The organism is Microvirga ossetica, assembly GCF_002741015.1.
GTDB lineage: Bacteria > Pseudomonadota > Alphaproteobacteria > Rhizobiales > Beijerinckiaceae > Microvirga > Microvirga ossetica.
In genome coordinates, this window is sequence record NZ_CP016616.1 from 1,049,780 (window position 1) to 1,061,986 (window position 12,207).

At 64.4% G+C, this 12,207-nt stretch carries 11 protein-coding genes; 6 read left to right on the forward strand and 5 right to left on the reverse strand.

The features are described from left to right. Positions 1 to 83: 83 nt before the first annotated feature. Together BB934_RS04920 and BB934_RS04925 are read right to left on the reverse strand one after the other, a co-directional pair. Positions 84 to 539, reverse strand: coding sequence for a GNAT family N-acetyltransferase (locus BB934_RS04920; protein ID WP_173909425.1), 456 nt, complete (start codon positions 537 to 539; stop codon positions 84 to 86). A 26-nt stretch (positions 540 to 565) separates the two neighbouring features. Then, positions 566 to 2,104, reverse strand: a complete 1,539-nt coding sequence (locus BB934_RS04925) for a helicase HerA-like domain-containing protein (protein WP_099508631.1) — start codon at positions 2,102 to 2,104, stop codon at positions 566 to 568. Between the two features lie 121 nt (positions 2,105 to 2,225). Here BB934_RS04925 and BB934_RS04930 point away from each other — a divergent pair, with 121 nt between their 5' ends. The 4 genes from BB934_RS04930 to scpA all read left to right on the forward strand — a co-directional run bounded on the left by BB934_RS04930 (position 2,226) and on the right by scpA (position 7,649). Beyond that, positions 2,226 to 2,609 (forward strand): DUF2267 domain-containing protein, encoded by a 384-nt coding sequence (locus tag BB934_RS04930; protein ID WP_099508632.1) that lies wholly within the window; start codon positions 2,226 to 2,228, stop codon positions 2,607 to 2,609. Positions 2,610 to 2,816: 207 nt separating this feature from the next. Continuing rightward, positions 2,817 to 4,763 (forward strand): methylmalonyl-CoA mutase family protein, encoded by a 1,947-nt coding sequence (locus tag BB934_RS04935; RefSeq protein ID WP_099508633.1) that lies wholly within the window; start codon positions 2,817 to 2,819, stop codon positions 4,761 to 4,763. 141 nt (positions 4,764 to 4,904) lie between these two features. Then, a complete protein-coding gene (locus BB934_RS04940; RefSeq protein ID WP_099508634.1) occupies positions 4,905 to 5,327 on the forward strand; it encodes a hypothetical protein in 423 nt (140 codons plus the stop codon). A 156-nt stretch (positions 5,328 to 5,483) separates the two neighbouring features. Then, the gene (gene scpA / locus BB934_RS04945; protein WP_099508635.1) at positions 5,484 to 7,649 is read left to right on the forward strand and encodes a methylmalonyl-CoA mutase; all 2,166 of its coding nucleotides are present in this window, start codon (positions 5,484 to 5,486) and stop codon (positions 7,647 to 7,649) included. Positions 7,650 to 7,825: 176 nt separating this feature from the next. Here the strand turns inward: scpA and BB934_RS04950 are convergent, their stop codons facing one another. Next, positions 7,826 to 8,794 (reverse strand): alpha/beta hydrolase, encoded by a 969-nt coding sequence (locus BB934_RS04950; protein ID WP_099512633.1) that lies wholly within the window; start codon positions 8,792 to 8,794, stop codon positions 7,826 to 7,828. A gap of 181 nt (positions 8,795 to 8,975) precedes the next feature. Here BB934_RS04950 and BB934_RS04955 point away from each other — a divergent pair, with 181 nt between their 5' ends. Beyond that, positions 8,976 to 9,734 (forward strand): DUF3750 domain-containing protein, encoded by a 759-nt coding sequence (locus tag BB934_RS04955; RefSeq protein WP_099508636.1) that lies wholly within the window; start codon positions 8,976 to 8,978, stop codon positions 9,732 to 9,734. 74 nt (positions 9,735 to 9,808) lie between these two features. On the opposite strand, the gene BB934_RS46890 is transcribed toward BB934_RS04955, so the two are convergent. Both BB934_RS46890 and BB934_RS04965 read right to left on the reverse strand, forming a co-directional pair. Then, positions 9,809 to 9,985: a hypothetical protein gene (locus tag BB934_RS46890; RefSeq protein WP_157934039.1), complete on the reverse strand. Its 177-nt coding sequence runs from the start codon at positions 9,983 to 9,985 to the stop codon at positions 9,809 to 9,811. A 376-nt stretch (positions 9,986 to 10,361) separates the two neighbouring features. Continuing rightward, entirely contained in the window at positions 10,362 to 10,958 is a 597-nt protein-coding gene (locus BB934_RS04965; RefSeq protein WP_099508638.1) for a hypothetical protein, read from the reverse strand. 190 nt (positions 10,959 to 11,148) lie between these two features. Here BB934_RS04965 and meaB point away from each other — a divergent pair, with 190 nt between their 5' ends. After that, positions 11,149 to 12,135, forward strand: a complete 987-nt coding sequence (gene meaB / locus BB934_RS04970; protein ID WP_099508639.1) for a methylmalonyl Co-A mutase-associated GTPase MeaB — start codon at positions 11,149 to 11,151, stop codon at positions 12,133 to 12,135. Positions 12,136 to 12,207 lie beyond the last annotated feature (72 nt).

Sequence of the window (12,207 nt, forward strand, 5' to 3'; positions counted from 1 at the left end):
GAATATCTGCCTTGTAGACGTGGTCGACCCAAGACCTACCCTCATCTCCCGGGTGATCGCAAGTATGAGGTTTCGACGCGGGTTTAGGGGGCCAGCGCTTTCGTCATGTAGACGCGCCGAAACCCCTTCTCCTCGCCGCGATGGGTTTCGACGAATCCCAGACGCTCGTAGAGACCGACGTTCTCGATCATGGCCTCGTTCGTGTAGAGCCGGATGGCCTTGAACCCGCGTTCGCGGGCGACCCGCTCGGCAAAGGCTATCAGCGCACGCCCGTACCCGCGTCCGTGCCGATCCGGATGGACGGCCACATTGTCGAGAAGCATGGCGCCGTCGTCGGGCAGGAGAACGAGGATTCCAACAACCTCATTCTCGGCGACGAGCACATGGACGCGCCGCTCCGAGATGAGAGCGGAATAGTCGTCGAGCATCGGTCCGGGCTTCTGCCCGACGAGCGGGATGTATCGTGAATAGGCGGCCCGGACGATGGCTTCGACGGCGGGAAGATCCCGAGCATATGCGAGGCGAATATTCTGCATCATCGACACCCGGCGATATCGGCCGACGATTACCGCCTCAACAACCCGCCCAGGGTCCCGCGCACGATGGCGCGGCCGATGGAGCTGCCCTGACGCCCACCGATGGACTTGCCGATCTCGGCCGCGAGATTGCCCACCGTCTGGTTGACGATGGTTCGGGTCACCTCCCGCGTCACCCGCTGGGTGGTCGTCATCGAGCCCTTGCGCTGGCCGGTGGTTCCGAAGAGGCCGCCGAGCATGTCGAGGATGCCGCCGCCCCCCTCCGCAGCCTTCGCCTCGTCCGCCGCCTGTTGGGCGCGCTTGGCGAGCATCTCGTAGGCCGATTCGGGATCGACCGGCTGATCGTATTTCCCCTTCAGGATGCTCGATGCCACGATCTGCTGGCGCTGCGACAATTCGATGGGTCCTACTTGCGCCATAGGCGGGGCGATGAGCGTGCGCTCCACCATGGAGGGCGCGCCCTTGCCCTCGAGGGTCGATACCAGAGCCTCGCCGACGCCGAGTTCGGTGATGGCCTTTTCGGTGTCGAAGGCCGGGTTCTGCCGGAAGGTCTGCGCCGCCACGCGCACCGCCTTCTGCTCGCGCGGGGTATAGGCGCGAAGCGCATGCTGCACCCGGTTGCCGAGCTGCGCCAGCACGCTCTCGGGAATATCGACCGGGTTCTGCGTAATGAAATAGACGCCGACGCCTTTCGAGCGGATCAGGCGAACGACGCGCTCCACGGTTTCGACCAGGGCCTTCGGCGCATCGTTGAAGAGAAGATGCGCCTCGTCGAAGAAGAACACGATCTTGGGCTGATCGAGATCGCCGACCTCCGGCAGTTCCTCGAACAGCTCGGACATGAGCCAGAGCAGGAACGTGGCGTAGAGGCGCGGATTGCTCATCAGCCTGTCCGCCGCCAGGATATTCACCACGCCGCGTCCGTCGCGGTCCGTGCGCATCAAATCCTTGATGTCGAGCGCAGGCTCGCCGAGAAACTCGTCGCCCTGCTGGTTCTCCAGCACGAGGAGCTGACGCTGGATCGTGCCGATGGTGGCTTTCGAGACGTTGCCATATGTCGTCGTGAGCTGGCCGGCATTGTCGGAGATGAGCTGCAGCAGCGCGCGCAGATCCTTCAGGTCGAGCAGCAGCAGACCCTGCTCGTCGGCGATGCGGAAGGCGATGTTGAGCACGCCTTCCTGCGTGTCGTTGAGATCGAGCAGGCGCGAAAGCAGCAACGGTCCCATCTCCGAGATGGTTGCGCGCACCCGGTGCCCCTGCTCGCCGAAGAGGTCCCAGAACACGACGGGGAATTTATCCGGCACGTAGTCGATGCCGATCTCCTTCGCGCGCTTGACCAGCGGCTCCTTGCCGTTGCCGGGCGCCGCCATGCCGGAGAGATCACCCTTGATGTCGGCGGCGAAGACCGGAACGCCCGCGTTGGAGAAACCTTCGGCCAGCACCTGCAGCGACACGGTCTTGCCGGTGCCGGTCGCGCCGGTCACGAGGCCGTGGCGGTTGGCGAGCCGCAGCTCCAGATATTCCGGCTTGGTGCTCTTGCCGATGAAGATCTTCCCGTCTTGGAGCATCATGTCCTCCAGCTTCCACCAATGGATCTTAGAAGCGTTGCCGCGAGTTTCCACTCTCGGATTTCTTGATTTAATAGTTTAGCTGTGAACTATCAGCCCATTCCAGCCTCAGGAGAATCAGATGGAAGAGCTCATCGCCCGCGTGACGCAGAAGACCGGCCTTGAACAGGCAACCGCTCGGAAGGCCATCGGCATCATCCTGGGCTATCTCCAGAAGGAAGGGCCGCAGGCCGAAGTCAACCAGCTGATTGCGGCGCTGCCCGGCGCCCAGGAGGCGATCGAGGAATCGAAGGCCGGCGGCAACGGCGGCGGCCTCATGGGCACGATGGGCTCGATGGGCGGCGGCGTGATGGCGCTCGGCGGCCAGCTCATGGGCGTCGGCGTCTCCATGGGCCAGATGCAGCCCCTCGGCAAGGAACTCTTCGCCTATGGCCGCGAGAAGGCGGGCGAGGACGTGATGGGCCCCATCGTCGGCTCGATCCCGGGGCTTTCGCAGTTCGTTTGAGCACCAAAGCTCGTCATCCCGGGGCTGCGCAGCAGAACCCGGGATCGGTTTCAGAACGAAATTCAACGTTCTGCGAACGATCCCGGATCGGCTTCGCCGTCTGGGATGACGCTGTCTCCCGCCCCATCGTCCTTTAGGGCATTCCCACCGCCGGCCGGACCCGGTATCGTCCCGCAAAATTTCCGCTGCTGCCGGACGAGAACTTCCATGGACGACCTCAACCTAGCCTCCGACTTTCCCCAGGCGACCCGCGAGCAATGGCTCGAGCGCGTCGAGGGCGTGCTCAAGGGCGCGGACTTCCGGAAGAAGCTCGTCGCCCGCACGCATGACGGCATCGAGATCCAGCCGCTCTACCCGAAGGCGGAAGGATCTGCGCCAGTTGCGCGCGAGCAGGCCGGGCGCTGGCGCGTGTCGCAGCGGATCGATCATCCCGAGCCGGCGAAGGCGAACGAGCTCGCGCTTCTCGATCTCGAAGGCGGTGCCGATTGCCTCAATCTCATTCTCGCCGGTGCGCCCTCGGCACGCGGTTTCGGTGTTGGGGTCGACAATGTCGAGGACCTCGACCGGACGCTCTCCGGCGTGATGCTCGATCTCATTGCCCTCAAGATCGAAACCGCTCCTTTCATGGGGCGGCTCGTCGCTGAAAAAGTCTCCGCGCTCGTCAAGCGCCGCGGGCTGGACCCGGCCTCGCTCGCCATCGATTTCGGTCTCGATCCGCTGGGAGATATCGCCAGAACCGGGCAGATCGTTCTCCCCTGGACAGAGCTGTCGCAGCGTGTCGCGAACACGGTCTCGACCTTACAGGATCAGGGTTTCAAAGGGCCGATGCTGCGGATCGATGCACGTGCCTTTCACGAGGCCGGAGCCGGCGAAGCCCAGGAGCTCGCGGCGGCGCTTGCCGTCGGCGTGGCCTATCTTCGTACTCTGGAGGCTCATGGCCATTCGCTCGAGAGCGCTCGCGATCTGCTCTCCTTCCTGCTCGTGGCCGATGCGGGCGAGTTCCTGAGCGTGGCGAAGCTGCGCGCCATGCGCCGCCTCTGGGCGCGGATCGAGCAGGCCTGCGGCCTGGAGCCGAAGCCGATCCGCCTGCATGCGGAAACGGCCTGGCGCATGACCACCCGGCGCGATCCGTGGGTGAACATGCTGCGCACCACCGTCGCGGCCTTCTCCGCCGGCATCGGCGGCGCAGACGGGATCACAGTGCTGCCGTTCACGGCGGCGCTCGGCCTGCCCGATGCATTCGCCCGCCGCATCGCGCGCAACACGCAGCTGATCCTGCTCGACGAATCCAACCTCGCCCGCGTGGCCGATCCGGCGGCCGGTGCGGGCGGCTTCGAGGCGCTGACCGATGCGCTCTGCGAGAAAGCCTGGGCGCTGTTCCAGGAGATCGAGCGCGAGGGCGGGATTCTGGAGAGCCTGAAAGGCGACAAGCTCCAGGCCCGCATTGCCGCCGTGCGGGCGCAGCGCGAGAAGGCCGCCGCCACCCGCAAGGAGCCGATCACCGGCACGAGCGAGTTTCCGAATATCGGCGAGGCTGAGGTGAGCGTGCTGTTTGCAGCTCCGAACGAGCTCTCCTCCCCCTTGTGGGGAGGAGATGGAGGTGGGGGTGTGAGCGATAGCCTATCAGGCTCAGGCGCCAACACCCCCACCCCTACCCCTCCCCACAAGGGGGAGGGGAAGCTCACCATCGCTCCCCTGCCCTCCATCCGGACGGCAGAGCCTTTCGAGCGCCTGCGCGATCGCGCGGATGCCCATTTCGCAAAGACCGGCACCCGGCCAAGGATCTTCCTCGCCAATCTCGGCCCGATCGCGGCCTTCACGGCGCGCTCCACCTTCGCCAAGAATTTCTTCGAGGCCGGAGGAATAGAAGCTATCACGAACGATGGATTTTCGGACCAGGGCAAGCTTCGCCAAGCCTATCTCGACAGCAAAGCCAAGCTTTGCTGCATCTGTTCGACGGATGAGATTTACGAAAATCATGCAGTCGAGACTACCGAAACCCTGCGATCTTCGGGATCGACGCTCGTCTATCTGGCGGGGCGCCAGGGTAACCATGAAGATGCATGGAAAGGCGCCGGTATCACCACTTTCATTTTCGCCGGGTGCGACACCCTCAAGGTTCTGAGTCAGGCTCTCGACGAGGCCTGCGCTTAGGATTGACTTCCGCGCCGCCCGCCGATCTCGGCATCCGGAACGGCGTTGCGTGGCTCACCCAAAGCCGAAAGGCGGTCCAGGAACTCCGCCCGAAAACCTCACGTTGGTTCTGCCCGACATCAGAAGTTTTTGGAGCGTTCGATGCGAGTGATGCCCTGGCTGGGCGCGGCCTTCGCGGCATCCTGCCTTCTTCCGCCTCAGGCTCAGGCCCAGACGAACCGCTTCGACGGCAACTGGAGCGTGGAGGTGGTCACCGAGCAGGGAGCCTGCGACAGGGCCTATCGCTATGCCGTCATCGTCCAGAACGGCCGCGCCCGCTACGGCGGCCCGGAGAACTTCAACGTGAACGGTCAGGTCAGCCCGAACGGCTCCGTCTCGGCCAGCATCTCGCGCGGCCAGGACCGTGCCAACGTCTCCGGCCGGCTGTCCGGCGCGACGGGACGGGGCACCTGGTCGACCTCAGGCGGACGGGTTTGCTCGGGCTACTGGAGTGCGGAGAAGGGGGGTGATGAAACTGTGTCATTCCCGGCCGGAGCGTCAGCGGAGGGGAAGGGAACCCAATAGCACTGCGCTTGGTCGTAGATCCCCTTCCCGGCCTTCGGCCGCCGGGGATGACATTGGAGACCCTCCAACCATGCGCCGATAGCATCCCGCCGCCCGATGCCCTAAAATGAGGCCATCGACTTTGTCTTATCCGTCGAGGGCACCCGTTCCAAGGCCATGACCAGCATTCCCGACTTTTCGAGCATCGCCTTCGCCGATGCCCCTCCGGCATCTTCCCCGGCGCAGAAGGCCGAGCCCTGGCTGACGCCGGAGGGGATTGCCGTCAAGGGAGCCTATGAGGCAGAGGACCGTGCCGGGCTCGACTTCCTCGACACCTATCCGGGCATCGCGCCTTATCTGCGCGGTCCCTACCCCACCATGTACGTCAACCAGCCCTGGACCGTGCGCCAATATGCCGGGTTCTCCACGGCCGAGGATTCGAACGCCTTCTACCGCCGCAACCTCGCTGCCGGGCAGAAGGGTCTCTCGGTCGCCTTCGACCTCGCCACCCATCGCGGCTACGATTCCGACCATCCGCGCGTCTCGGGCGATGTGGGCATGGCGGGTGTAGCCATCGATTCCATCTACGACATGCGCACCCTGTTCGCCGGCATTCCGCTCGACCGGATGAGCGTGTCGATGACCATGAACGGCGCGGTGCTGCCGGTGCTCGCGCTCTACATCGTCGCGGCGGAGGAACAAGGCGTGCCGGCCCAAAAACTCTCCGGCACGATCCAGAACGACATTCTCAAAGAGTTCATGGTGCGCAACACCTATATCTACCCGCCGAAAGGGTCGATGCGCATCATCTCCGACATCTTCGCCTATACCTCGGCCAACATGCCGAAGTTCAACTCGATCTCGATCTCCGGCTATCACATGCAGGAGGCCGGTGCGACGCAGGATCTCGAGCTTGCCTATACGCTCGCCGACGGCGTCGAGTATATCCGCGCCGGCATCGCCGCGGGGCTGACCATCGATCAGTTCGCGCCGCGCCTGTCGTTCTTCTGGGCGGTGGGCATGAACTTCTTCATGGAAGTGGCCAAGATGCGCGCCGCGCGCCTGATCTGGGCCAAGCTCGTGAAGGGCTTCAACCCGCAAAGCGAAAAGTCGCTGCCCTTGCGCACCCACTCGCAGACCTCGGGCTGGTCGCTCACCGCGCAGGACGTGTTCAACAACGTCACCCGCACCTGCATCGAGGCGATGGCGGCAACCCAAGGCCACACGCAGTCGCTGCACACCAACGCGCTGGACGAGGCGCTGGCGCTGCCAACCGATTTCTCGGCCCGCATCGCGCGCAACACGCAGCTCTTCCTGCAGCAGGAAAGCGGCACCACGCGCATCATCGATCCGTGGGGCGGCTCGTATTATGTCGAGCGCCTCACCTACGAGTTGGCGCAGAAGGCCTGGGCGCATATCCAGGAGGTCGAGGAACTCGGCGGCATGGCGAAGGCCATCGAGGCCGGCATCCCGAAGCTGAAGATCGAGGAAGCTGCCGCCCGCACGCAGGCGCGCATCGATTCAGGCCACCAGAAGATCGTCGGCGTGAACTGCTTCAAGTCCACGGACGAGGCCTCCATCGATATTCTCAAAGTCGACAATGCGGCGGTGCGCGCGAGCCAGATCGAAAAGCTGAGACGTCTCAAGGCCGAGCGCGTTCAGGCCGATGTGGATGCAGCGCTCGATGCACTGTCCCAGGCCGCGGCATCGGGGGAAGGCAACCTGCTCGATCTCGCCGTGAAGGCGGCGCGCGCCAAGGCGACGGTGGGCGAGATTTCCGATGCGCTGGAAAAGGTCTGGGGTCGTCACCGCGCCGAGATCAAGGCGATCTCGGGCGTGTACAAGCGGGAGGTCGGCATGGCGTCGCCAGCCGTGGAGAAAGTTCGCCAGCTGGTGGAAAAGTTCGAGCACGACGACGGCCGCCGTCCGCGCATTCTCGTCGCCAAGATGGGCCAGGACGGGCACGACCGCGGTCAGAAGGTGATCGCGTCGGCCTTCGCCGATCTCGGCTTCGACGTGGATATCGGCCCGCTCTTCGCCACGCCCGGAGAAGCGGCGCGCCAGGCGATCGAGAACGACGTGCACATCATCGGCGTCTCGTCGCTGGCAGCGGGTCATCTTACCCTCGTGCCGGAGCTCAAGAGCGAGCTCGCCAAATACGGCCGCGACGACATCATGATCGTGGTCGGCGGCGTGATCCCGCCGCAGGATTTCGACGCCCTTACCCAGGCCGGCGCCTCGGCGATCTTCCCGCCCGGCACGGTGATCGCGGACGCCGCGGTGAATCTGATCGACGACCTCAACCGCAGGCTCGGCTACGGGCCGAAACAGGCGGCGGAGTAACTGCGGTCCTTGGTGCCTGCCTTCAAAACTCCGCCCTCATCCTGAGGAGCAGCGCAGCTGCGTCTCGAAGGAGGCTCCAGAGAATACTGGAAACGCCCTGATCCTTCGAGACGGATTGCTGACGCAATCCCCTCAGGATGAGGGCTCGGAAGTGAGGCGATTTTCAAGCCAGCTTCTCAAGACCGCTCGATCGCCCGCTTCACCACCTGCTGCACTTCCTTGTTCGACAGGAACAGGTCGTGGTTGATGATGCCGCCGCCGAATTCGGAGGCGTCGGCGACGCGCACGCCGAGGGATTCCAGCCGTTCGCGGTCTGCGGCGCCGGCGCGGATGATGCCGCCGGCGAGGCGGCTCGAGACGGCGAGCGCCCGGTCGTTGGTGGAGCTGATGACGGTGATCTTCTTCGCGTCCGGTCCGAGCCGCTCCAGGCCGCGGGCGAAAAGATCGATGTCGATGTCGGGGGCGGCCAGCACCACCGCGCCGATGCGCTCCATGGCGTTCTCGCCGCCGGAGGCGCGCAGCATGCGGAGGGTCTCGAGGGTCAGCATCGTGCCCATGCTGTGCGCCACGATGTGGATGCGCCCGCCGCTTGGCGTCTTGGCGATGGCGGTGAGCAGGTCCTCGAGCGCGTCGCGCGACCACATGGCGCTTTCGCGGTCGGCCACGTAGCTGAAGGTCGAGGCGGCGGAGGGCCAGGTGAAGAGCCCCGTGACGCCGGCGAATCTGATGCCCTCGGAGAGGTCGACGGTCGAGGTGGCCGCCGTCTCGAAGCTTTCCTTGTAGCCGTGGATGTAGAGCAGCAGGTTATGGCCGAAGGCCGCCTGCGCAAAGGCCTGCGCCGCGTTGCTCCGGTCCACGTTTTCGACCTTCGCGATGCTCCAGTCGCCGCGCCCGATGAGGGAATCGGAGGGCGGCGTCAGGCGCGCTTCGGCGAAGATCATGTCGGGCGAGCGCTCGCTGCTGAACCAGGGCTTGCGCAGCGGATCGCCGACGGGAAGCCGCGTGGTCGCGACGAGAAGCTTCGGGTCGCGCGCAAGACCGACCTGCGACGAAACCGGGCTGACGAGCGCCGAGTCCTCCCCAAGGCAGCCGGACAGGGCAAGACTTGCAAGGCAGACGAGGGCAAGGCGAGGGACAGGGAACATGAGGCCGGAGAGTGAGAGGAGACACAAAGGCGGAAGCGCTGTGTTGCTCCCGATCATGGCGGGCGCAAGGCGGAGGCCGGGCGGAACCATCCTTTGTGACCCGCGACGGTAAAGCAATGGTGAACGGCTGCGCCCGCCCGTCGCCTTGCTGGCCTCAGGCCGCGCACGTTACCCTGCCGTGATGCTCGTCTTTCTGTCCCGCATCTTTCTCGTCATCGTCGGCCTGTTTCTCCTTCCGCTCGGGGCTCATGCGCTCTGGTGGGCCATGCGCGACGATATCGCGCCCAACCGGATTGCCGCCGATTGGTCGAGCGCCAAGCTCCTGCCGGTGGCAACCGAGGCGCCCCAGGCCATCGTCGCGGTCTATGCGGCGCGGGTCGGCCGCTGGCGCGGCATCTTCGCCCACCACACCTGGGTGGTGGTGAAGGAGGCCGGCGCGCGCGACTACACCCGCTACGACAAGGTCGGCTGGGGCAGTCCGGTCCGCACCAACGGCTGGGCGCCGGATGGGCGCTGGTTCGGCAACGCGCCCCATCCGGTCATCGTCATCGAGGGGCCTGAGGCCGAGCGGCTGATTCCGCAGGTCAGGAAGGCGGTGACCAGCTATCCCTACCAGACCTTCGGCGCCTACAACGCCTGGCCCGGTCCGAACTCGAACACTTTCGTTGCCCATGTGATGCGCTCGGTCCCCGAGCTCGCCGCGGCGCTGCCGCCGACCGCTCTCGGCAAGGACTGGCAGCCCTGGCGCGACATCGTCGGCCTGACCCCAAGCCGGACCGGCATCCAGATTTCGCTGGGCGGCTATGCCGGCGTTGCGCTCGGCTGGGTCGAAGGGCTCGAGATCGATTTCATGGGCCTCGTCGCCGGCATCGACGTGCGCCGCCCCGCCGTCAAGATCCCCGCCTGGGGACGAATCGGCATGGACCCGATCATCTGGTGAGGGCGCCGGAGCGGCGAGAGCCCTGATAAGGTCTTCACGCCCCGGCGCTATATTCCGCTGTTCGCGACCTTGTCTTACAGGACAAACCAGCCGGTTCGCATGTCATGCGCGCCTGCAAGCGCGATGACGGCTTCGGCCGCTGCGTCCCCGTCGGTGTCGAGAAGGATCAGCGTCTCATCCCCGGCGCGCTCCGACCGGATTGGACTAGCGCGGGAGGTCGTGCGCCTTACTCTTGAAGTAGGCGAACGCATCTCTCCGTACGTTAAGGTATCTGTCATGCGAGATGCAGACGTGCTTATAGCGCCTATAATTCTCGCTTTCATCGGCAAGAATATGGGGCGGTGCCGTCCGCTTCTCTGACTCGTAGTGATAGTGCTTAAGATCAATGAGATCTTGGTGTTTGTCCCCAAACCACTGCGCTATGAGGCCATCTATTATGCTGAGATGATGACCCCATTGGTTGTGATCGACAGACCACGCCGCGCCATTTTCGTAAGTCACTGCTGAGATTAGCTTTTCGCCCAAACTCACCGCCTTGGAGTCCGCCGTTTGCAAGATTTCCAGGGCATCGCGGGCGCGCAATGACGTCAGCATAGCCTCGTTGAGCTGATCTTGGATAAGTTTACGCTAATCCATCGTATGCAGAAGGCCGTCAACTGTGCCCTTTATCGAGTCTCGCGCGCCTTGAACCATCGCCTCGATGGCATCCAGGCGAGTTTCGTAATTCTGACCTGACCCAAGAGCTAGCAGGCCCATCTGTTTGGGCCGAAGGCTGTCATCGATCTTGGACAAACGGTTCTTAAGCTCGGAAAGCTCAGCTTGGAAGCCTTCAAAAGTTTGGTTCTTAGCCCGCTCTGACTCACCCATCGCTCGGGTAAGCCCCTCAAGACGTTCCTGCAATTTCTGGATCTGGCCAGAAACAGCGTGTCCTTCAGAGATAGACGCTTCGTTGGAAAGCGCGTTAGTGCTTCCAGGCGAGGCAGGGAGTGGGTTGAACTGCCGCCACGCAATGAGTCCTGCCGCTATGGTCAGCACCACGAAGCAGCCGAGAACAGCGCCCGCAATTACAATGCCGCCCCACCCGTACCGGGCTATCGGCTCGAATGCGCTTGCTGCCCACGTCATGAGCGTAGCCAGCAAGCCGCCTGGACCGAATACCCCGGCCCAATAGCCGATGCGGTCGACGGAACGATCAGTTTTGTAGAAGAAACGCCAGCCAGCCATTCAGGCCAGCTAACACTATTGCTTGGATTTTGTGTAGTCGTCACCGGATAGTCTCCTATCCGGCCTTTGGAGGATTCACACCCTTTTGGTGCAATTGCTCCATAAGACCTCAAATTTGCAGGAGGACACTGCAACGTCGGGCGCAGGCCCGAGGGTGCCTGTTGAAGCCAGAATCGTCTAAGACGTGAGCATGAGTGAAGAACCACAGAGGAAAGGGACTGTAACAGCTCAAGCCGTTGCCAAGGGCGACCGGGCGGCGCTGGCGCGCGCCATCACGCTCATGGAATCGCGCCGGCCCGATCACCGCGAGGCGGCCCGCGCGCTGCTTCAGGAGCTGATGCCCCGCACGGGCCATGCGGTGCGAATCGGCATCACTGGCGTGCCGGGGGTGGGCAAATCCACCGCCATCGACACGCTGGGCTCCATGCTCACCGAGGAGGGCCACAAGGTGGCGGTGCTGGCGGTCGATCCCTCATCGACCCGCACCGGCGGCGCGATTCTCGGCGACAAGACCCGCATGGCGCGGCTTTCGACGGACCCGAACGCCTTCATCCGCCCTTCCCCGTCCTCGGGCACGCTGGGTGGCGTTGCTGCCAAGACCCGCGAGACGATGCTGCTCTGCGAGGCCGCAGGCTTCGACGTGATCCTGGTCGAGACCGTCGGCGTCGGGCAGTCGGAGACGGCGGTCGCGGACCTGACCGATTTCTTCCTCGTCCTCATGCTGCCGGGCGCGGGCGACGAGCTGCAGGGGATCAAGAAGGGCATCCTCGAACTCGCCGACCTGATCGCCGTCAACAAGGCGGACGATGCGGGCGCCAAGGCGAAGGCCGCCGCCGCCGAATACAAGGCGGCCCTGCACATCCTGACTCCGGCCTCGGCCACGTGGTCACCGCCGGTGCTGACGATCTCGGGCCTCACGGGACAGGGCCTCGACGAACTCTGGACCAAGGTTCTCGATCACCGCAAGCGCTTGGAGGCGACCGGCGAACTCGCTGCGAAACGGCGGGCGCAGGACACCAAATGGATGTGGGCCCTCGTCCATGAGCGCCTGCACGAGCGCCTGACCCACGATTCGGCCCTGCGCCAGCGCGTACCCGCCATCGAGAAAGCCATCGCGGACGGCACCCTGTCGCCGAATGCCGGGGCGAGCGAGATCGTCAGGCTCTTGGGGATCTGACGCGCAGATCAGCAATTTCCGTCAGGCCGGATGCGGCCGATTGGGAATAAGCGTTTGCAGGTCAAGACGGAG

Excerpts from the sequence above, each read along its gene's own strand:
- BB934_RS04920 (WP_173909425.1), bottom strand. The coding sequence starts at position 539 with ATGATGCAGAATATTCGCCTCGCATATGCTCGGGATCTTCCCGCCGTC.
- BB934_RS04925 (WP_099508631.1), bottom strand. The coding sequence starts at position 2,104 with ATGCTCCAAGACGGGAAGATCTTCATCGGCAAGAGCACCAAGCCGGAA.
- BB934_RS04930 (WP_099508632.1), top strand. The coding sequence starts at position 2,226 with ATGGAAGAGCTCATCGCCCGCGTGACGCAGAAGACCGGCCTTGAACAG.
- BB934_RS04935 (WP_099508633.1), top strand. The coding sequence starts at position 2,817 with ATGGACGACCTCAACCTAGCCTCCGACTTTCCCCAGGCGACCCGCGAG.
- BB934_RS04940 (WP_099508634.1), top strand. The coding sequence starts at position 4,905 with ATGCGAGTGATGCCCTGGCTGGGCGCGGCCTTCGCGGCATCCTGCCTT.
- scpA (WP_099508635.1), top strand. The coding sequence starts at position 5,484 with ATGACCAGCATTCCCGACTTTTCGAGCATCGCCTTCGCCGATGCCCCT.
- BB934_RS04950 (WP_099512633.1), bottom strand. The coding sequence starts at position 8,794 with ATGTTCCCTGTCCCTCGCCTTGCCCTCGTCTGCCTTGCAAGTCTTGCC.
- BB934_RS04955 (WP_099508636.1), top strand. The coding sequence starts at position 8,976 with ATGCTCGTCTTTCTGTCCCGCATCTTTCTCGTCATCGTCGGCCTGTTT.
- BB934_RS46890 (WP_157934039.1), bottom strand. The coding sequence starts at position 9,985 with ATGCGTTCGCCTACTTCAAGAGTAAGGCGCACGACCTCCCGCGCTAGT.
- BB934_RS04965 (WP_099508638.1), bottom strand. The coding sequence starts at position 10,958 with ATGGCTGGCTGGCGTTTCTTCTACAAAACTGATCGTTCCGTCGACCGC.
- meaB (WP_099508639.1), top strand. The coding sequence starts at position 11,149 with ATGAGTGAAGAACCACAGAGGAAAGGGACTGTAACAGCTCAAGCCGTT.